Below are 21,083 nucleotides of genomic sequence, written 5' to 3' on the forward strand. Positions count from 1 at the left end.
CTACTCATCAGGAAGCACATGACCCAATCGAACGATCCCGTCCGCTCCGCCTCCGACGCGCCGCAGGACGAGCGCCCGATATCCGCGTGGAGCCTTATCAAGCCCTACTGGGTGTCATCCGAATGGAAAATCGCGTGGGGCCTGCTGATCACGATCATCGCGATCAACCTCTGCGTGGTCTGGATCAACGTCAAGCTGAACAAGTGGAACGCGCAGTTCTACAACGCGCTGCAGTCGAAGAACGTCCACGACTTCCCGAACCTGCTGATGCAGTTCTCGGCACTCGCGTTCGGCTTCATCATCCTTGCGGTGTACGGCCGCTACCTGCGGCAGATGCTCGGCTTCCGCTGGCGCCAGTGGCTCACCGACCGCTTCCTCGGCCAGTGGCTCGGCGATCGCGCGTTCTACCGGATCGAACGCGACCGGCTCGCCGACAACCCCGACCAGCGGATCACCGACGACCTCCAGTCGTTCGCGACGACAACGCTCGCACTGTCGCTCGACCTGCTGTCGACGGTCGTCACGCTGGTGTCGTTCATCACGATCCTGTGGTCGCTCGCGGGTGCGCTGACGCTGTCGCTCGGCGCGACGCCGATCACGATTCCCGGCTACATGGTGTGGGCGGCCGCGCTGTACGCGGTGATCGGTTCGCTGATCATCCAGAAGGTCGGCCATCCGCTCGTGTCGATCAACTACCAGCAGCAGCGCGTCGAGGCAGACTTCCGCTTCGGGCTGATCCGCGTGCGCGAGAACGCCGAGCAGATCGCGTTCTACGACGGCGAGAAAACCGAGACCGGCAACGCGCAGAGCCTCTTCATGCGCATCCGCGACAACTGGTGGCGCGTGATGAAGTACACGAAGCGCCTCACGTTCGTGTTGAGCTTCTACGGGCAGATCGCGATCATCTTCCCGCTCGTCGTCGCCGCGCCGCGCTATTTCGCGGGCGCGTTCTCGTTCGGCGTGCTGATGCAGATCTCGTCCGCGTTCGGCACCGTCAGCGATTCGTTCTCGTGGTTCATCAACAGTTACTCGACCCTCGTCGAATGGCGTGCAACCGTCAACCGTCTGCGGGAATTCAAGCGCGTGATGGGCACGTCGCACCTGAAGGAAAGCCTGTCGCCCGCGACCGAGCACGGCGGCATCAACCTGCACTACGTCGATGCCGCGAAGCTGTCGACGTCGTCGCTGAAGCTCGCGCTGCCGAACGGCAACGCGCTCGCGAACATCGGCAACGTGACGATCGAGCCCGGCTCGCGCTGGCTCGTGATCGGCAAGTCGGGTTCCGGCAAGAGCACCTTCATGCGCGCGCTCGCGGGCCTGTGGCCGTTCGGCGACGGCGCGATCGACGCGCCGGTCGGCGCGCGGATGATGTTCGTGCCGCAAACCAGCTACTTGCCGATCGGCACGCTGAAGGCCGCGCTCACGTATCCGTCCGCACCCGACGCGTTCACCGACGATGCATGCCGCGACGCACTGCGCGCGTGCCGCCTCGAAGACTACGCCGAGCGCCTCGACGAAAGCGGGCACTGGACGCGCGTGCTGTCGCCGGGTGAACAGCAGCGTCTGGCCGGTGCGCGCGTGCTGCTGCACAAGCCGGACTTCCTGTTCCTCGACGAAGCCACGAGCGCGCTCGATGCCGACAACGAAGCGCGGCTCTATCACCTGTTCGCCGAACAGTTGCCGCAGGCCGCGATCGTCAGCATCGCGCACCGCGAATCGCTGGCTGCGTTCCACGTCGGCACGATCAACGTCGAACGCGTGAACGACGACGACAAGGTCGCTGCGTGAGCGCACGCGCCGCGCACCTCGCCCGGATCGCGCTGATCACCGGCGCGGGGTCGGGGATCGGCGCGGCACTGGCGCGGCGGCTCGCGGCGCCGGGCATCGCGCTCGCGCTGCATGCGCGCGGCGCCGACCAAGCAGCGCGTGCGCGGCTTGCCGACGTCGCCGCCGGCTGCACCGCGGCGGGCGCCGAATGCGTGACGCTCACCGGCGACCTCGCCGAGCCGGGCGTCGCGGCGGCGCTCGTCGATGCAACCGTCGCGCGTTTCGGCGGGCTCGACCAGCTGGTCGCGAATGCCGGGTTCGCCGCACGGCAGGCGTTTTCCGATCTCTCGCCGGACGCGCTCGCGTCCGCCTTCGCGGCGATGCCGGGCGCGTTCTCCGCGCTCGCGGGCCGCGCGCGGCCGCTGCTCGAGGCGTCGGCCGCGCCGCGCATCGTCGCGGTCAGCTCGTTCGTCGCACACCGTTACCGCGCCGATGCACCGTTCGCGGCGACCGCCGCCGCGAAGGCCGCGCTCGAATCGCTCGTGCGCACCACCGCGGCCGAATTCGCCGCGCACGGCATCACCGTCAACGCGGTCGCACCGGGCTTCACGCGCAAGGACCACGGCCCGAGCGCGGGCAATGCCGCCGCCTGGGCGCAAGCCGAACAGGCGACGCCGCTCGGCCGGATCGCCGAACCCGACGACGTCGCCGCGCTGATCGCGTTCCTGCTGTCGGACGCGGCGCGGCAGATCACCGGCCAGGTCGTACATGTCGACGGCGGCCTGACGCTCTGACGCGGCAACACGCCGTTCCCGTCGAGCCCCCACCTTCCACGTCGCGACGCACTTCCGTCGTCGCTCACCGCCCTCCTCCACCCGAGCCTGCGTCGACCTTTTTGGCATCCTGTATCGCGCCCGTAAAATAGCCGCCACACTGCTGCACATCGGACAGCACGCGACGAATCGACACGGAGACGACGAGATGCAGGCAATCCAGTGGTTTCACGAACTGTCGACACGCGAGCGCAGGACGCTGTACGCGGGCTTCGGCGGCTATGCGGTCGATGCGTTCGACTTCATGATCTACTCGTTCCTGATCCCCACGCTGATCGCCTCGTGGGGAATGACGAAGAGCGAGGCCGGGATGATCGCGACGAGTTCACTGATCTCGTCGGCGATCGGCGGCTGGGTCGCCGGCATCCTCGCCGATCGCTACGGCCGCGTGCGCGTGCTGCAGTGGACGATCGCGACGTTCGCGCTGTTCACGTGCCTGTCCGGCTTCACGCATTCGTTCTGGCAGCTCCTCGCGACGCGCACGCTGCAGGGCTTCGGCTTCGGCGGCGAATGGTCGGTCGTGACGATCATGATGGCCGAGACGATCCGCTCGCCCGAGCACCGCGCGAAGGCGGTCGGCACCGTGCAGAGCAGTTGGTCGTTCGGCTGGGCCGCGGCCGCGATCCTCTACTGGGCGTTCTTCGCGCTGCTGCCCGAGCAGGTCGCGTGGCGCGCGTGCTTCTGGATCGGCATCGTGCCCGCGCTGTGGATCCTCTATATCCGCCGCAACGTCAGCGATCCCGACATCTATACGGCCACCCGCCGCGCCCGCGACGAAGGCCGCATAACGGGCCACTTCCTCGAAATTTTCTCGCCGCCCCACCTGCGCGCGACGCTGTTCGGCAGCGTGCTGTGCACCGGCATGCTCGGCGGCTACTACGCGATCACGACGTGGCTGCCCACCTACCTGAAAACCGTCCGCCATCTGTCCGTGTTCAACACGAGCGGCTATCTCGTCGTGCTGATCGTCGGTTCGTTCGTCGGCTACGTGGTCGGTGCGATCCTGTCCGACCGGCTCGGCCGCCGCGCGTCGTTCATCCTGTTCGCGGTCGGCTCGTTCGCGCTCGGCATGGCGTATACGATGCTGCCGATCACCGACACCGCGATGCTGATCCTCGGCTTCCCGCTCGGCATCGTCGTGCAAGGCATCTTCGCGGGCGTCGGCGCTTACCTGTCCGAGCTGTACCCGGGCGCGATCCGTGGCTCGGGCCAGGGCTTCTGCTACAACCTCGGCCGCGGCCTCGGGTCGTTCTTCCCGATCCTCGTCGGCTCGCTGTCGCAGACGATGTCGCTCGTGAAGGCGATCGGTCTCGTCGCGGGCGCCGGCTACCTGCTCGTGATCGTCGCCGCGCTCGTGCTGCCGGAAACGCGCGGCAAGTCGCTCGTCGACGATCCGGCCGTCACGTCGTAAACGCACTCGCACCGGAAACCGCATGCACGTGATCGTTCTCGGCGCCGGCGTGATCGGCGTCGCCACCGCATGGCATCTGCGCGAAGCAGGCTGCGACGTCACCGTGATCGAACGCGAGGCCGATGTCGCACAGGCGACGAGCCTCGGCAACGCCGGCGTGATCGCGCCCGGCTACGTGACGCCGTGGGCCGCGCCCGGGATGCCCGGCAAGATCCTCAAGTACCTGTTCAAGCCCGCGTCACCGCTGATTTTCCGGCCGACGCTCGATGCCGCGCAGTGGCGCTGGATCGCGCGCTGGCTGCGCGAGTGCGAGTTCGAACGGTTCCGCGTGAACAAGCAGCGGATGCAGCGCGTCGCGTACTACAGCCGCGCGTGCCTGCATGCGTTTCGCGCGCGCCATCCGTTCGACTATGGCGCGAGCCGCGGCTATCTGCAGCTGCTGCGCGGCGCGTTCGACGTCGAGATGGCGCAGCCCGCGCTGAAGGTGCTGCGCGATGCCGGCATCGCGTTTCGCGAACTCGACGCGGCCGGCTGCACGGCGATCGAACCGGGCCTGCGCTGGGCGCGGCAGGCGCCCGTCGGCGGCATCTATCTGCCCGACGACGAAGCCGGCGACTGCGCACGCTTCACGCGCGAATTGCGAGCGCTATGCGAAGCGAACGGCGTGACGTTCCGCTTTCGCACCGAGATTCGCGCACTCGAAGTCGCGGGCGGCAAGGTCCGCGGCGTGCGGGTTGCAGCAACGGATGAGCGCGCCGGCACACCACGGGACACGACGCTCGCTGCCGACGCGATCGTCGTCGCACTCGGCGTCGACAGCGCCGGCCTGCTGCGGCCGTACGGAATCGACGTGCCGCTGTATCCGGTGAAGGGCTATTCGGCGACGCTCGCCGTCATCGACGACGAAAAGGCGCCCCGCGCGGCGCTGATGGACGAATCGCTGAAGACGGCGATCACGCGCTTCGGCCCGACGCTGCGCGTGGCGGGCACCGCCGAACTCGGCAACCGGCAGGCGGCGCTGCGCCAGCAGGCGCTCGATACGCTGATGAAGGTGCTCGACGACTGGTTTCCGCACGCGGCCGATCGTGCATCGGTGCGCTTCTGGGTCGGTCGCCGGCCGATGACGCCCGACGGGCCGCCGCTCCTCGGCGCGAGCGGGATCGACGGCTTGTGGCTGAACGTCGGGCACGGCTCGACGGGATGGGCGATGTCGATGGGTTCGGGAAAGGTATTGGCCGATCTCGTCACGGGGCACACGCCGGAGATCGACCTGTCGGGCCTGACGCTCGCGCGCTACGGCCGCTAGGCTTCGACGTCGCCCGGCGCCGGCACGACCGGCACCGATACGATCGGCAGATGCGACACCCCTTCGTGCGACAACCTGCTTTCGAACAGCGTCAGCGCGACGAAACGCAGCGCGACTGGCCGGCCGGTCGCGCCGCCGTGCGCGGGCTGCCCGTCCGCATCGCGCGGCAAGCGCGCGAGCGTCACGTGCGGCCGGAACGGCCGGTGGTCGGCCGGCACGCCCAGTTCACGCAGCAGCGCGCACACATCGGCATTCAGTGCCGCACAGGCGGGATCGTCCGCGAGCTCCGCAACGATCAGCCTCGCGCGCGGCAGGCTCGGCCACCACGCGATCCGCTCGACCGGCTGCAACGGCAGCGCACGCGCTGCCACCAGCGCCGGCAGCCGCTCGGCGAGCGCATCGCAACGTGCGCGTTCGATCGCGCCGATGAACGCGAGCGTCACGTGCAACTGGGCAGGCAGCGTGCGCCGCGCACCGCGGGTGACCGGCAACGCGTGCAGCGCGTCGCGCGATGCCGGGTCGGGCACCAGTGCGACGAACGCACGGAGCCGGTCGCCGTTCATGATTCGCGCACCGCCACGGACGTGGCGCGCATGGCATCGGCAGGCGCCGGCCGCCGCGGCAGCGGACCGTGCTCGCCCCACACGTCGGCAGGCAGCACGCGTGCGAGCTCGGGAATCGTGTTGCGTGTGAAGACCGGATCGGCAATGCCTTGCGCGCGCTGACGACGATAGTCGCGCCACGCCGCATGCGCATACTTGCCGAGCGCAAGGATCGCGACCAGGTTGATGATCGCCATCAGCCCCATGCTCGTATCGGCCATCGCCCACACGAGCGGCAGTTGCCCGACGCTGCCGAACATCACCATGCCGAGCACCGCGATACGGAACAGCGGCAGCACGCCGCGCCGCTTCGTGATGAACTCGACGTTGCCTTCCGCATACGCGTAGTTGCCGATCACCGACGAATACGCGAAGAAGAAGATCGCGACGGCCATGTAGATGCCGCCCCAGTCGCCGACGTGGCTCGAGATCGCGCGCTGCGTGAGCGCCGCGCCCTCCATGCCGGTGCCGAGCTCATACTGGCCCGACAGCAGGATCACGAACGCGGTTGCGCTGCAGATCACGATCGTGTCGACGAACACGCCGAGCATCTGGATCAGCCCCTGCACGACCGGATGCCGCACGCTCGCGGTGGCGGCCGCGTTCGGCGCACTGCCCATGCCGGCCTCGTTCGAAAACAGCCCGCGCTTCACGCCCATCGCGACCGCCTGGCTGACCGCAAAACCGGTCAGGCCGCCCGCCGCCTGCTCGAGCCCGAACGCGCTCTTCACGATCAGCGCGATCACGCCCGGCACCAGCGTGACGTGCGTCGCGACCGCGTAGACTGCCAGCGCGAAGTAGCCGATCGCCATCACCGGCACGATCACCTGCGCGACCGACGCGATGCGGCGAATCCCGCCGAAAATGAGCGGCGCGGTGAGCAGCACGAGCCCGAGGCCGACCGTCTCGCGGCGCCAGCCGAACGACGTGTGGAACGCGTCGGCGATCGCATTGGCCTGCACCGCGTTGAACACGAAACCGAACGCGAGGATCAGCGACAGCGAGAACAGCACGCCGAACGCGCGCGAACGCAGGCCCGTCTGGATATAGTACGCGGGGCCACCGCGATAGCTGCCGTCCGGGTGCGACACCTTGAAGATCTGCGCGAGCGTCGCCTCGACGAACGCGGACGACATCCCGACGAGCGCCGTCATCCACATCCAGAAGATCGCGCCCGGGCCGCCGACCGTCAGCGCGACCGCGACGCCGGCGATATTGCCGGTGCCGACGCGGCTCGCGAGGCCGGTCGCGAACGCCTGGAACGACGAGATGCTGCCCGGCTCGCCCTTGCTGCCGACCAGTTTCATGCTGAGGAACAGCGCCTTCAGCTGGATCATCCGGAACCGCAACGTGAACCACGCGCCGGCGCCGAGCAGCAGCGCGATCAGCACGTAGTTCCACAGCACGCCGTTGACGGCGTCGATCAGCCCATGCACGAATGCTTCCATCCAGAGTCCTTGTAGTGGGGTCAGTCATATGCAGCCGCCGCGCGAACGCGGCCGGAGGGGCGACATGATATGACAATTTTCAAGGATTCTTACAAAACGAAAGAAAATGAAATCACGGAAAATCAACGCCTGATGTGATCAGGTTAGGCGACACTCGGCGGAAATGACGAGGGTCTGCAGCAGCAGGCGGGCGCGCCGGGCATAAAAAAACCGGGCGCCCTTTCGGACGCCCGGCTTTCGTCGAAACCCGCTCGCGCGATGCAGCTTAGCGCGGCAGTTCCGAATGCCCCATCAGGTATGCATCAACCGAACGCGCGCACTGGCGGCCTTCGCGGATCGCCCAGACGACGAGCGACTGGCCACGACGCATGTCGCCTGCGGCGAACACCTTGTCCACCGACGTGTAGTACGAGCGATCGCCTTCGGTCGCCGCACGCGCATTGCCGCGCGCGTCCTTCGCGACGCCGAATGCCTCGAGCACGGTGGCGGCCGGTTGCGTGAAACCCATCGCGAGCAGCACGAGGTCGGCCTTCATCTCGAACTCGGAGCCCGGCACTTCCTGCATCTTGCCGTCCTTCCACTCGACGCGCACGGCGATCAGCTTCTCGACCTTGCCGTTCTTGCCTTCGAGACGCTTCGTCGCGACCGCCCAGTCGCGCTCGCAGCCTTCTTCGTGCGACGACGACGTGCGCAGCTTGATCGGCCAGTACGGCCACACGAGCGCCTTGTTTTCCTCTTCCGGCGGCTGCGGCAGCAGCTCGAACTGCGTGACGTGCTTCGCGCCGTGACGGTTGGACGTGCCGACGCAGTCCGAACCCGTATCGCCGCCGCCGATCACGATCACGTGCTTGCCCTTCGCAACGAGCTGGTCGACCAGCTTGTCGCCCGCGTTCACGCGGTTCTGCTGCGGCAGGAAGTCCATCGCGAAATGCACGCCGGCGAGCTCGCGGCCCGGCACCGGCAGATCGCGCGGCGTTTCCGAGCCGCCCGCGATCACGACCGCGTCGAACTCTTCCTTCAGCTTCTCCGGCGAAATGGTTTCCTTCGCGAGGTTGCCGATCGACTCGGGCAGCGGATCCTTGCCGATGAACACGCTGGTGCGGAACGTCACGCCTTCCGCTTCCATCTGGCGCATGCGGCGATCGATCAGCCACTTCTCGAGCTTGAAGTCGGGGATCCCGTAGCGCAGCAGGCCGCCGACGCGATCGCTCTTCTCGAACACCGTCACGTCGTGACCGGCGCGCGCGAGTTGCTGCGCGACGGCGAGCCCGGCAGGGCCCGAACCGACGACGGCGACCTTCTTGCCGGTCTTGTGCGCGGCCGGCAGCGGCTTCACCCAGCCTTCCGCCCACGCCTTGTCGATGATCGCGTGCTCGATCGACTTGATGCCGACCGGATCGTCGTTGATCCCGAGCGTGCACGCTGCCTCGCACGGCGCCGGGCAGATGCGGCCCGTGAACTCAGGGAAGTTGTTGGTCGAATGCAGGACTTCGATCGCCTGCTGCCAGTCCTGGCGATAGACGAGATCGTTGAAGTCCGGAATGACGTTGTTGACCGGGCAGCCGTTGTTGCAGAACGGGATGCCGCAATCCATGCAGCGTGCGCCCTGGACCTTCGCCTCCGCGTCGGCCAGTGCCGCGACGAATTCCTTGTAATGCTTCACGCGCGTGAGCGGTGCTTCGTACGCCTCGTGGCGGCGTTCGAACTCCAGAAAACCGGTTGCCTTGCCCATAAGGTGCTCTTCTGTTCGGTGTATCGGGTGGGGGAGCCGCGCGCGGCCATCAGGCGCGCGCGGCAGTCGCTATGTCGTTCGTCGCTCAGGCGGCAAGCACTTCCTTCGCCGCCTTCTTCGCACCGATCTCGCCCAGCGCGCGCTTGTATTCGTGCGGGAACACCTTCACGAACTGGCGGCGCGCCGCGTCCCAGTTTTCCAGCAGCGACTTCGCGCGCGGCGAACCCGTGAACTGGAAATGACGCTCGACGAGCCCCTTGAGCAGCGCTTCGTCCGTCGTGCCCGCATGCCAGAGCGTGCGGTCGACCGTGCGCTCCTGCTCGGCCTGCTGCAGCACCGGATCCAGTGCGACCATCGCCTTGTTGCACTTCGCCGCGAACGTGCCTTCCGGATCGTAGATGTACGCGAGACCGCCCGACATGCCGGCCGCGAAGTTGCGCCCGGTTTCGCCGAGCACGACGACCGTGCCGCCCGTCATGTATTCGCAACCGTGGTCGCCCGTGCCTTCGACGACCGCCGTCGCACCCGAGTTACGCACGCAGAAGCGCTCACCAGCCACGCCGCGGAAGAAGGCTTCACCTTCGATCGCGCCATACATCACCGTGTTGCCGCAGATGATGTTTTCCTCGGACTTGCCGCGGAAGTCGTTGGTCGGACGGATAATGATCCGGCCGCCCGACAGGCCCTTGCCGACGTAGTCGTTGCCGTCGCCGACGAGGTCGAGCGTCACGCCCTTCGCGAGGAACGCGCCGAAGCTCTGGCCGGCCGTGCCCTTCAGCTGGATGTGCACCGCGTCGTCGGCCAGGCCGTCGTGGCCGTGCTTCTTCGCGATCACGCCCGACAGCATCGCGCCGACGGTCCGGTTCACGTTGCGCACCGGCTGGATGAACGACACATGCTCGCCGCTGTCGATCGCAGCCTTCGCCTTCTCGATCAGCACGTGGTCGAGCGCACGCTCGAGGCCGTGATCCTGCACGTCGACGTGACGCGGCGCGACGTCCTCGCACTCTTCCGGCTGGTAGAACACGCGCGAGAAGTCGAGGCCCTTCGCCTTCCAGTGCTCGATGCCCTTGCGCGTATCGAGCAGATCGGCGCGGCCGATCAGGTCGTCGAACTTCGCGACGCCGAGCTGCGCCATGATTTCACGCACTTCCTCGGCGACGAAGAAGAAGTAGTTCACGACGTGCTCGGGCTGGCCCTTGAACTTCGCACGCAGCACCGGATCCTGCGTCGCGACGCCGACCGGGCACGTGTTCAGGTGGCACTTGCGCATCATGATGCAGCCTTCGACGACGAGCGGTGCCGTCGCGAAGCCGAATTCGTCCGCGCCGAGCAGCGCGCCGATCACGACGTCGCGGCCCGTCTTCATCTGGCCGTCGGCCTGCACGCGGATCCGGCCGCGCAGGCGGTTCAGCACCAGCGTCTGCTGCGTTTCGGCCAGGCCGAGTTCCCACGGCGTGCCCGCATGCTTGACCGACGACAGCGGCGAAGCGCCCGTGCCGCCGTCGTGGCCGGCGATCACGACGTGATCGGCCTTCGCCTTCGCGACACCGGCCGCAACCGTGCCGACGCCCACTTCCGACACCAGCTTCACCGAGATGCTCGAGCTGGGGTTCACGTTCTTCAGGTCGTGGATCAGTTGCGCCAGATCCTCGATCGAGTAGATGTCGTGGTGCGGCGGCGGCGAGATCAGGCCGACGCCCGGCACCGAGTAACGCAGCTTGCCGATGTATTCGGACACCTTGTGACCCGGCAGCTGGCCGCCTTCGCCCGGCTTCGCGCCCTGCGCCATCTTGATCTGGATCTGGTCGGCCGATGCCAGATACTCGGCGGTGACGCCGAAGCGGCCCGACGCGACCTGCTTGATCTTCGAGCGCAGCGAATCGCCGTCCTTCAGCGGAATGTCGCTGACGATCTCGTCGCCGATCACCGACTTCAGCGTCTCGCCCGCCTTGATCGGAATGCCGCGCAGCTCGTTGCGATAACGCTTCTGGTCCTCGCCGCCTTCGCCGGTGTTCGACTTGCCGCCGATCCGGTTCATCGCGACCGCGAGCGTCGCGTGCGCTTCGGTGCTGATCGAACCGAGCGACATCGCGCCCGTTGCAAAGCGCTTCACGATGTCCTTCGCCGATTCGACGTCGTCGATCGGGATCGCCTTGGTCGGCTCGACCTTGAACTCGAACAGGCCGCGGAACGTCATGTGACGCTTGGTCTGGTCGTTGATCAGGTGCGCGTATTCCTTGTACGTCTGGTACGAGTTGCTGCGCGTCGCGTGCTGGAGCTTCGCGATCGAATCCGGCGTCCACATGTGGTCTTCGCCACGCACGCGATAAGCGTACTCGCCGCCCGCGTCGAGCATGTCGCGCAGGACCGGGTTGTCGCCGAATGCATCGCGGTGCAGGCGGATCGCCTCTTCAGCCACTTCGAACAGGCCGATGCCGCCGACCTTCGACGCCGTGCCCTTGAAATACTTCTCGACGAGGTCGCTCGACAGGCCGAGCGCTTCGAAGATCTGCGCACCCGTGTACGACATGTACGTCGAGATGCCCATCTTCGACATCACCTTCTGCAGGCCCTTGCCGACCGCCTTCGTGAAGTTGTAGACGGCCTTCTCCGGCGACAGGTCGCCCGACAGGCCTTCTGCCATCTGCGCAAGCGTTTCCATCGCGAGGTACGGGTGCACGGCTTCCGCGCCGTAGCCCGCGAGCAGCGCGAAGTGGTGCGTCTCACGTGCGGAGCCCGTCTCGACGACGAGGCCGGTGCTCGTGCGCAGCCCTTGCTGGACGAGGTGCGAGTGGATCGCCGACGTGGCGAGCAGCGCCGGAATCGCGACGTGCTCGGCATCCGTCTTGCGGTCCGACACGATCAGCATGTTGTAGCCCGACTTGACCGCGTCGACGGCTTCCGCGCACAGCGACGCGAGGCGTGCCTCGATGCCTTCCTTGCCCCATGCGACCGGATAGCAGATGTTCAGCTCGTATGCGCTGAACTTGCCGCCCGTGTACTGGTCGATCGCGCGGATCTTCGCGATGTCCTTGAAGTCGAGCACCGGCTGCGACACTTCGAGACGCATCGGCGGGTTGATGTTGTTCGTATCGAGCAGGTTCGGCTTCGGGCCGATGAACGACACGAGCGACATCACCATGTTTTCACGGATCGGGTCGATCGGCGGGTTCGTGACCTGCGCGAACAGCTGCTTGAAGTAGTGATAGAGCGTCTTGTTCTTGTTCGACATCACCGCGAGCGGCGAGTCGTTGCCCATCGAACCGACGGCCTCTTCGCCCTGCTGCGCCATCGGCGCCATCAGGAACTTCAGGTCTTCCTGTGTATAACCGAATGCCTGCTGGCGGTCGAGCAGCGCGGCGCCCTGCGTGCGGCCGGCCGCGACTTGCTCGGCCTTCGGCTCGATCTCGTCGAGCTTGATGCGCACGGCGTCGATCCAGCTCTTGTACGGCTTCGCGTTCGCGAGGTTGTCCTTGAGTTCCTTGTCGTCGATGATGCGGCCGTGTTCCATGTCGATCAGGAACATCTTGCCCGGCTGCAGGCGCCACTTCTTGACGATCTTGGATTCGGGGATCGGCAGCGTGCCGGCTTCCGACGCCATGATGACGAGGTCGTCGTCGGTCACGATGTAGCGCGCCGGACGCAGGCCGTTACGGTCGAGCGTCGCGCCGATCTGGCGGCCGTCGGTGAACGCGATCGCGGCCGGGCCGTCCCACGGCTCCATCATGGCAGCGTGGTATTCGTAGAACGCGCGGCGGTTCTCGTCCATCAGCGTGTGCTGTTCCCACGCTTCCGGGATCATCATCATCACCGCGTGCACGAGCGGGTAGCCGGCCATCACCAGCAGTTCGAGACAGTTGTCGAACGATGCGGTGTCGGACTGGCCCGGGTAGATCAGCGGCCACAGCTTCGGCAGGTCGTCGGCGAGCACGTGCGACGCGATCGCGCCGGTACGCGCGTTCAGCCAGTTCACGTTGCCCTTCACGGTGTTGATCTCGCCGTTGTGCGCGATCATCCGGTACGGGTGAGCCAGTTCCCATGCCGGGAACGTGTTGGTCGAGAAGCGCTGGTGCACCAGTGCGAGCGCCGACACGACACGCGCGTCCTGCAGGTCGCGGTAGTACACGCCGACCTGGCCCGCCAGCAGCAGCCCCTTGTAGACGATCGTGCGCGCCGACATCGACGGCACGAAGTATTCCTTGCCGTGCTTGAGCTTCAGCGCCTGGATGCGGTGGCTCGCGGTCTTGCGGATCACGTACAGCTTCCGCTCGAGCGCGTCCGTCACCATGATGTCCTTGCCGCGACCGATGAAGATCTGGCGGATCAGCGGCTCGCTCGCCTTCACCGTCGGCGAGATCGGCATCGCATGGTCGACCGGCACGTCGCGCCAGCCCAGCACGACCTGACCCTCTGCCCGCACCGTCCGCTCGAGCTCCTGCTCGCACGCGAGACGCGACGCGTTTTCCTTCGGCAGGAAGATCATCCCGACCCCATATTCGCCGGCGGGCGGCAGCGTCACGCCCTGCTTCGACATTTCCTCGCGATAGAACGCGTCCGGAATCTGGATCAGGATGCCCGCGCCGTCGCCCATCAGCGGATCGGCACCGACCGCGCCACGGTGATCGAGGTTTTCGAGGATCTTCAGACCCTGCTGAATGATCTCGTGGCTCTTCTTGCCCTTGATGTGAGCGACGAAGCCGACGCCACAGGCGTCGTGTTCGTTTTGCGGGTCGTACAGACCTTGTGCGGCGGGCACCGCGGCGAGCGGCTGCTGGTGGTCGTTCATGGGGACACCGTCGTAAAGGGGGCCTAGGGCCGTTGAACCATTTTTTGTTGCCGTCGCTCCCGCTCCCGACGGGAGACGGCACGGCCGACAGTGGTTGGGCAAGCTTCGCCCGGGCCACCGGAATTCGGAATATACGCGACGAATCAAAGGAATAGCAACAAAAACCGATTGATCGAACCCCAATTAAATGCGCGCCCCGATATGGTGCTCATTTATTGGGGTCGTATCATTTTGGTGCAAAAAGAAGCGGCGCCCGCAGCGCCGCCTCGTGGCCCGCCTTTCCCGTACTACTGCTGGATCGGCGGCGTGTTTTCACGCACCTTTCTGGGGCGTCCGCGCGGTAGCGGCGACACGCGCCGGTTCGCCGTGCGTGCCGCCCACTCGCGGTAGTGCTCGCCGCCGAGCACCCAGCCCTTCAACGTCGCCTGCTGGAGCTGATCGGCCTGCCGTTCGTCGAGCGGCTGCTCGCAGAGCTCCTTGTACGCGCGCTGCCGGTCGAACGGCGTGTTGCCGAGCGCCCAGTAGAGCGGATGGTCGGTGATCAGGCTGTCGACGGTGAGCCCGACGTGATGCCGGTAGCTCGACCAGCGATACGCCTCGGGCGTCGCGACGAGCTGCGAACGCACCGGGCTCATCTCGACCACGCGGCTCGCGAGCAGGAAATAGCGCTCGCCTTCGATCACCGTCGCGCGATAGCGGCCTTCCCACAGGGTGCCGCGCCGGGAATAACGCCGGTTGAAATGCGCGACGTAGCGGCGGCCCACCGCCTGCATCGCCTTCGGCAGGCTCGCCTCGTCGCTCGGCGTCACCAGGAGCTGCACCTGACGCGGGAGCAGCACATAGGCATGCACCGAAAGATGGTGATCGCGTGCCGCGGCCTTCAGACAATCGATGAAGAGCTCGTAGTCCTGGTCGTCGACGAACGCGGGTTGCTGATCCAGGCCGCGCAGTATCACGTGCTGCGGCTGGTCGGGAACGTAGAGTCGTGCTAACCGTGCCATGCTGAATGTCCGTTTGAACGCGTTAGGAAATACCCGGAGGTCCGAAAGTGCGCACCTGCGTAGAATGCCTGTCCCTACGGGGCGCGGAAGCGTACGGTCGTGCGAATCCTAGGGAAAAAGCTCTAACTTGCGAGCTTGTTTGGTTTTAAACGCAGTCGTCATAATGAGCACGCCTTTGATCGGAGGAGACACAATGAAACGAAAACTGGCCATTACGGGGGCCGCAGCGCTCGCATTTGCATTTGCGGGCGGTACGGCACACGCACAATCTGCAGGTAGCTTTTACGTCAGCACCGGCTGGCTGCACCTTTCGCCGCAAGACAGCAGCGACCCGTTGTTTCTGTACGGCGTCGGCGGCACACCCATCAACCAGTCGGTTCCCAACACGGGCGCCGGCATCAGCGATGCCGATACGCTCGCCCTGGCGACCGGTTACTTCGTGACCGACCATATCGCCACCGAGTTCATTGCAGGCATTCCGCCGAAGTTCGACATCACCGGCAAGGGCCAGTTCTCAAGTTTCGGCACGCTCGGTCGTGCATACCAGTGGAGCCCTGCGCTGCTCCTCAAGTATTACTTCAACGACGCCAACGCGAAATTCCGTCCGTACCTGGGCGTCGGCGCGACGTATATCTGGTTTACCGGCGCGAAGATCACCAACAGCGCGTTCGAGAACGGTGTGCTCGGCGGCCCGACCAGCGCGCAGACCAGCAACCAGTGGGCGCCCGTCTTCAACGCCGGCTTCACGTACAACTTCGACAAACACTGGTTCGCCGGCCTGTCGCTGTCGTACATCCCGGTCAGCGTCACCGCGACCTTCACGACGGCCAAGCGTACCCAGGTCGGCACGCTGACCGAGACGTCGAAGGCCCACATCTCGCTCAACCCGATCGTCACGTACCTGAACGTCGGTTACCGCTTCTAAGCGTAGTCGAATATTTGGGGAATGGTTAATCCTGCTGCAATTTGTAGCGGATTTTTCCTTGCGTAATGCCCCCACGATGTGAAACGCCCCGACCGGAATCCGGTCGGGGCGTCGTTTTTTCGCGTCAGACACGTTCCCGTGCCGGGTTTTGCCAGGCCTGCGGGGTTACACGATGTCGTCGAGCGCAGTCGGTCCGATCAGGTCGATGCGGTCCGTGCAGACCGCATCCACGCCCCAGCGCACCAGTTCGCGCGCCCGTTCGAGGTCGTTGACCGTGTAGACGAGAATGCGCAGCCCGGCCGCCTTGATCGCGTGCACGAGCGGTTCGTTCAGCCGCTTGTGGTCTGCATGCAACGATACGCAACCGAGCGCACCGACGACCTGCGCGTGCCAGTCGTCCGGCACCGCCTCGTAAAGCATGCCGCGCGGCAGCTGCGGCGCGCTCGCGCGCGCCTGCTGCAGCGCATCGAACGAGAACGACGACAGCAGCGGCGGCACCGCCGCGTCGCGCCAATACGCGGCCGCATCGGCAGCCACCCGCTGCCCCGTCTCGCGCTCGCGTCCCGGGCACGGCTTGATCTCGACGTTCGCGGCCAGCCCGTGCATGCGGCAGCGCGCCGCCGCCGCCTCGAGCGTCGGCATCCGCTCGCCGGCAAAGCGCGCATCGCGCCACGTCCCCGCATCGAGCGCGGCGAGCGCCGCATACCGCATGCCCGCGGCGGCGCCGCTGCCGTTCGACGTGCGGTCGACCGTGTCGTCGTGCAGCAGGAACGTCACGTCGTCGGCAGACAGTTTCGCGTCGAACTCGACCATCCGGTGACCGCGTCGCGCGCCCTCGTCGAACGCGGCGAGCGTGTTCTCCGGCGCGAGCGTGCCGCCGCCGCGATGGGCGACGACGCGTGGATAGGGCCAGTCGGTACGGGAAGTCATCGTCAGCCTCGCAACAGGTTCGTCGGGTCAGCCGGCACGCCGGCCGGTCTCGGGGTCGAAGAAATGCAGCCGGTGCGCCGGCAGCGCGGCAGCCAGCGCCGTGCCGCGCGCGGGACGATCCGCATGCGGCAGCCGCACCGCGACGTCGTGATTGCCCCAGCGGCCGTGCACGAGATTGTCCGCGCCGAGCAGTTCGCAGGAATCGACCGGCAGCGCCGCCTGCGCAACGCCCGGCTGCGGCGTCATGTGCTCGGGCCGCACGCCGAGCACCCAGTCGCGCCCGGTGGCGATCTCGCTGCCGATGCCGGGCGCGCCGGCGACCGGCAGCGCCGGGCCGCCGCCCGCGACCGTGAACGTCGCGCCGTCCTCCGACAGCCGGCCGTGCATCAGGTTCATCGCCGGCGAGCCGATGAAGCCCGCGACGAACACCGTCGCCGGCTTCTCGTACACGTCCACCGGCGCGCCGATCTGCTCCGCGTAGCCGCGGTTCATCACGATCACGCGCTGCGCGAGCGTCATCGCCTCGATCTGGTCGTGCGTCACGTACACGCTCGTCGTCGCGAGCCGCGCATGCAGCCGCTGGATTTCGAGCCGCATCTGCACGCGCAGTTTCGCGTCGAGGTTCGACAGCGGTTCGTCGAACAGGAACACCGACGGCTCGCGCACGATCGCGCGCCCCATCGCGACGCGCTGCCGCTGGCCGCCCGACAGTTCGCGCGGCCGCCGCGCGAGCAGCGGTTCCAGTTCGAGGATCTTCGCGGCCGCGGCCACCCGCGCGTCGATCGTCGCGCGCTCGAGGCCGCGGATCTTCAGCCCGTAGCCCATGTTCTGCGCGACCGTCATGTGCGGATACAGCGCGTAATTCTGGAACACCATCGCGATATCGCGGTCCTTCGGCTCCAGCGCGTTGACCACGCGCCCGCCGATCCCGATCTCGCCGTCAGTCACCGTCTCGAGCCCCGCGATCATCCGCAGCAACGTCGACTTGCCGCAGCCCGACGGGCCGACCAGCACGATGAATTCACCGTCGGCGATCTCCACGTCGATGCCGTGCAGCACGTGCTGCTTGCCGTCGTAGGATTTCCTGACGCCCTTCAAGCTCAGCGCAGCCATACTTGGTCCCTTCTCCCGGTTGCCGTCCGTTGTCTACTTTTCGGAATCGACGAGGCCGCGCACGAACCAGCGCTGCATCGCCAGCACGACGACGAGCGGCGGAATCATCGCCAGCAGCGTCGCCGCCATCACGTATTGCCATTCGGTCGCCGCGTCGCCGCTCGCGATCATCGTTTTGATGCCGACCACCGCCGTCGACAGCGACGCTTCCGTCGTGATCAGGATCGGCCACAGATACTGGTTCCAGCCGTAGATGAAGGTGATCACGAACAGCGCCGCGATGCTCGTCTTCGACAGCGGCAGCACAACGTCCCAGAAGAAGCGCAGCGGCCCCGCGCCGTCGATGCGCGCGGCGTCCATCAGCTCGTCGGGCAGCGTCATGAAGAACTGGCGGAACAGGAACGTCGCGGTCGCCGACGCGATCAGCGGCAGCGTGAGCCCGGCGTAGGTGTTCGTCAGATGCAGCGTCGACACGACCTGCACCGTCGGGAAGATCCGCACCTCGACCGGCAGCATCAGCGTGATGAAGATCAGCCAGAACGCCGTGTTGCGGAACGGGAAGCGGAAGTAGACGATCGCGTACGCGGACAGGATCGACATCGCGATCTTGCCGACCGCGATGCCGAGCGCCATCACGAAGCTGTTGACGAGCAGCCGGCCGAACGGCGCCGTCGTGCCGCCGCTGCCGTGCCCCCAGATGTACGCGATGTTCTCCAGCAGGTGCGTGCTCGGCACCAGCGACAGCGGGATCGTGAATACTTCCTGCGCGTTCATCGTCGCCGCGCAGAACGCGACGTACACGGGAAACACGATCAGCACGACACCCGCGATCAGCACCGCGTGGCAGAACAGGTCGAAGCCCTTGCGATTTTCGATCATGCGTATTGCACCCTGCGTTCGACGAAGCGGAACTGGATCACCGTGAGACCGACGACGATGATCATCAGCACGACCGACTGTGCGCCCGAGCTGCCGATGTCGAGCCCCTGGAAGCCCTCCGTGAAGATCTTGTAGATCAGCGTCTTCGTGCTTTGCGCGGGGCCGCCGGCGGTGGCCGCGTCGATCACCGGGAACGTGTCGAAGAACGCGTACACGAGGTTCACGACGAGCAGGAAGAAACTCGTCGGAGACAGCAGCGGCAGCACGATGTTGAAGAAGCGCCGCACCGGGCCCGCGCCGTCGATCGCCGCCGCTTCGATCAGCGAGCGCGGGATCGCCTGCAGGCCGGCATAGAAGAACAGGAAGTTGTAGCTCACCTGCTTCCACACCGACGCGAGCACGACGAGGAACATCGCCTGGCCGCCGTTCAGCGCGTGGTTCCACACGATGCCGCTCTTCGCGAGCGCATAGGTGACGAGGCCGATGCTCGGATTGAACAGGAACGCCCACAGCACGGCCGCGATCGTCGGCGCGACCGCGTACGGCCAGATCAGCAGCGTGCGATACACGCGCGCACCGCGGATCACGCGATCGGCGCAGGCGGCGAGCAGCAGCGACACGACGAGCCCGCTCACCGTGACGAGCGAACTGAACACCAGCGTCGTGCGGAACGAGTCGAGATACAGCGGGTCGGTGAACAGGTTCGCGAAATTCGCGAAGCCGACGAATTCGCTCGACGTGCCGAATGCATCCTGCATCTGCGTCGACTGCCACAGCGCGACGCCGGCCGGCCACAGGAAGAACACGGCGGTGATCGCGAGCTGCGGCGCGATCAGCAGGTACGGCAGCAGGCTCGCGCCGAAACGGGAACGGGATTGCATCGCGGGCATCCGGTCAGGCGAAACGGAAAGGGAACCGCGCCGCCGGCCCGCCCGCGCGCATGTGTGACGCGGCGACCGGCGACACGAACGCGATGCAGGCTCAGCTGCCCGACTTCTCGAAGCGGCGCAGCAGTTCGTCGCCGCGCGACGCGGCCGAATCGAGCGCATCCTTCGGCGACTTCTTCTGCGCCCAGACCTGCTCGAGCTCTTCGTCGACCACCGTGCGGATCTGCGGCATGTTGCCCAGGCGCAGCCCCTTCGTGTAAGGCAGCGGCGGCTTGTTCATCATCTGCTTGATCGCGGTTTCCGCGCTCGGGTTCTTCGCGTAGAAGCCCTGCTGGCGCGTGAGGTCGTACGCGGCCGTCGTGACCGGCAGGTAGCCCGTATCCTGGTGCCACTTCGCGGCCACGGCCGGCGAGGCCAGGAACGCGAGGAATTTCGCGACGCCCTTGTAGGTCGCCGGATCCTTGCCCGCCAGCACCCACAGGCTCGCGCCGCCGATGATCGCGTTCTGCGGTGCGCCCTTCACGTTCGCGTCGTACGGCATCATCCCGGTGCCGTAGTTGAACTTCGCGAACTTCTGCACGTTGGCGAGCGCGCCCGACGACGTCGTCAGGATCCCGCAATCGCCGCTGTAGAACTTCGCCGACGCTTCATCCTTGCGGCCCGCGTACGTGAACGTGCCGTCCTTCACCATCTGCTGCAGGAATGCGATGTGCGCGATCTGCTGCGGCTTGTTGAACTCGAGCACGGCGTCGGTGCCGTCGAAGCCGTTGTTGCGGCTCGCGAACGGCAACGCGTGCCACGCGCTGTAGTTCTCGAGCTGGATCCAGCCCTGCCAGCCGGTCGTGAAGCCGCAGGCCATCCCGGACTTGCGCAGCTTCTCCGCATCGGCCTTCACGTCGGCCCACGTCTTCGGCGGCTGGTTCGGATCCAGCCCGGCCTTCTTGAAGGCATCCTTGTTGTAGTACAGCACCGGCGTCGAGCTGTTGAACGGCATCGACACGAGATGGCCCGTCTTCGCATCGCTGTAGTAGCTCGCGATGGTCGGCACGAACGCCTTTTCGTCGAGCGGCACGCCGGCCTGCTTGAACACGTCGTAGACGGGCACGACGGCCTTCTTCGCCTGCATCATCGTCGCGGTGCCGACTTCATAGACCTGCAGGATCGCCGGCGCGTTGCCGCTGCGATACGCGGCGATACCCGCCGCGAGCGCCTGGTCGTAGGTGCCCTTGAAGACCGGCACGATCTTGTAGTCGCTCTGCGATGCGTTGAACTGCGCGGCAATCTCGTTGACGCGGTCGCCGAGCGCCGACTCCATCGCATGCCAGAACTGGATCTCCGTCACGGCGAACGCCGCGTGCTGCACACCGAACATCAACGCGCCGCCGAGCGCGATCGAACGAACCAGGGTCCCCGCAGGCTTCTTCTTCATCGACCTCTCTCCTATGAAAACGTTACCAACA

The 21,083-nt window shown here is 66.4% G+C and carries 15 protein-coding genes; 5 read left to right on the forward strand and 10 right to left on the reverse strand.

All coding sequences use genetic code 11. From position 1 onward, the window contains the following. The first annotated feature begins 18 nt into the window (after nucleotides 1–18). From BX604_RS05920 to BX604_RS05935, 4 genes are all read left to right on the forward strand, one after another. Nucleotides 19–1,788 carry an ABC transporter ATP-binding protein/permease gene (locus tag BX604_RS05920; protein WP_098549982.1) on the forward strand — a complete coding sequence of 590 codons (1,770 nt, stop codon included), beginning with the start codon at nucleotides 19–21 and terminating at the stop codon, nucleotides 1,786–1,788. After that, nucleotides 1,785–2,561: an SDR family NAD(P)-dependent oxidoreductase gene (locus tag BX604_RS05925; protein ID WP_098549983.1), complete on the forward strand. Its 777-nt coding sequence runs from the start codon at nucleotides 1,785–1,787 to the stop codon at nucleotides 2,559–2,561. Before BX604_RS05920 ends, BX604_RS05925 begins: the two co-directional genes overlap by 4 nt. Before the next feature lie 187 nt (nucleotides 2,562–2,748). Next, a complete protein-coding gene (locus BX604_RS05930; RefSeq protein ID WP_098549984.1) occupies nucleotides 2,749–4,011 on the forward strand; it encodes an MFS transporter in 1,263 nt (420 codons plus the stop codon). A 22-nt stretch (nucleotides 4,012–4,033) separates the two neighbouring features. Then, complete coding sequence (locus BX604_RS05935; RefSeq protein WP_098549985.1) at nucleotides 4,034–5,317, forward strand: D-amino acid dehydrogenase; 1,284 nt, start codon at nucleotides 4,034–4,036, stop codon at nucleotides 5,315–5,317. Here the strand turns inward: BX604_RS05935 and thpR are convergent. From thpR to BX604_RS05965, 5 genes are all read right to left on the reverse strand, one after another. Further along, nucleotides 5,314–5,880, reverse strand: coding sequence for an RNA 2',3'-cyclic phosphodiesterase (thpR, locus tag BX604_RS05940; RefSeq protein ID WP_098549986.1), 567 nt, complete (start codon nucleotides 5,878–5,880; stop codon nucleotides 5,314–5,316). The genes BX604_RS05935 and thpR overlap by 4 nt on opposite strands. Further along, nucleotides 5,877–7,367, reverse strand: a complete 1,491-nt coding sequence (locus BX604_RS05945) for an alanine/glycine:cation symporter family protein (protein WP_098549987.1) — start codon at nucleotides 7,365–7,367, stop codon at nucleotides 5,877–5,879. The genes thpR and BX604_RS05945 overlap by 4 nt, the downstream gene beginning before the upstream one ends. 265 nt (nucleotides 7,368–7,632) lie before the next feature. After that, nucleotides 7,633–9,099 carry a glutamate synthase subunit beta gene (locus BX604_RS05950; protein ID WP_098549988.1) on the reverse strand — a complete coding sequence of 489 codons (1,467 nt, stop codon included), beginning with the start codon at nucleotides 9,097–9,099 and terminating at the stop codon, nucleotides 7,633–7,635. A gap of 85 nt (nucleotides 9,100–9,184) precedes the next feature. Further along, the gene (locus tag BX604_RS05955; RefSeq protein ID WP_098549989.1) at nucleotides 9,185–13,888 is read right to left on the reverse strand and encodes a glutamate synthase-related protein; all 4,704 of its coding nucleotides are present in this window, start codon (nucleotides 13,886–13,888) and stop codon (nucleotides 9,185–9,187) included. 287 nt (nucleotides 13,889–14,175) lie between these two features. Beyond that, the gene (locus tag BX604_RS05965) at nucleotides 14,176–14,889 is read right to left on the reverse strand and encodes a transposase (RefSeq protein WP_034189835.1); all 714 of its coding nucleotides are present in this window, start codon (nucleotides 14,887–14,889) and stop codon (nucleotides 14,176–14,178) included. Nucleotides 14,890–15,082: 193 nt separating this feature from the next. On the opposite strand from BX604_RS05965, the gene BX604_RS05970 reads away from it, so the two are divergent. Further along, nucleotides 15,083–15,814 (forward strand): OmpW/AlkL family protein, encoded by a 732-nt coding sequence (locus tag BX604_RS05970; RefSeq protein ID WP_098549990.1) that lies wholly within the window; start codon nucleotides 15,083–15,085, stop codon nucleotides 15,812–15,814. 165 nt (nucleotides 15,815–15,979) lie between these two features. On the opposite strand, the gene ugpQ is transcribed toward BX604_RS05970, so the two are convergent. From ugpQ to ugpB, 5 genes are all read right to left on the reverse strand, one after another. Then, complete coding sequence (gene ugpQ / locus BX604_RS05975; RefSeq protein WP_098549991.1) at nucleotides 15,980–16,744, reverse strand: glycerophosphodiester phosphodiesterase; 765 nt, start codon at nucleotides 16,742–16,744, stop codon at nucleotides 15,980–15,982. Nucleotides 16,745–16,771: 27 nt separating this feature from the next. Beyond that, nucleotides 16,772–17,857, reverse strand: a complete 1,086-nt coding sequence (locus tag BX604_RS05980) for a sn-glycerol-3-phosphate import ATP-binding protein UgpC (protein WP_098549992.1) — start codon at nucleotides 17,855–17,857, stop codon at nucleotides 16,772–16,774. Between the two features lie 33 nt (nucleotides 17,858–17,890). Next, on the reverse strand, nucleotides 17,891–18,736 hold the full coding sequence (gene ugpE, locus BX604_RS05985) for a sn-glycerol-3-phosphate ABC transporter permease UgpE (protein ID WP_057924791.1): 846 nt from the start codon (nucleotides 18,734–18,736) through the stop codon (nucleotides 17,891–17,893). Further along, nucleotides 18,733–19,617 (reverse strand): sn-glycerol-3-phosphate ABC transporter permease UgpA, encoded by an 885-nt coding sequence (gene ugpA / locus BX604_RS05990; protein WP_098552723.1) that lies wholly within the window; start codon nucleotides 19,615–19,617, stop codon nucleotides 18,733–18,735. The genes ugpE and ugpA overlap by 4 nt, the downstream gene beginning before the upstream one ends. Before the next feature lie 100 nt (nucleotides 19,618–19,717). Further along, a complete protein-coding gene (gene ugpB, locus BX604_RS05995) occupies nucleotides 19,718–21,052 on the reverse strand; it encodes a sn-glycerol-3-phosphate ABC transporter substrate-binding protein UgpB (protein WP_098549993.1) in 1,335 nt (444 codons plus the stop codon). Nucleotides 21,053–21,083: the final 31 nt, after the last annotated feature.

The organism is Burkholderia sp. JKS000303, from assembly GCF_002563755.1.
GTDB lineage: Bacteria > Pseudomonadota > Gammaproteobacteria > Burkholderiales > Burkholderiaceae > Burkholderia > Burkholderia anthina_B.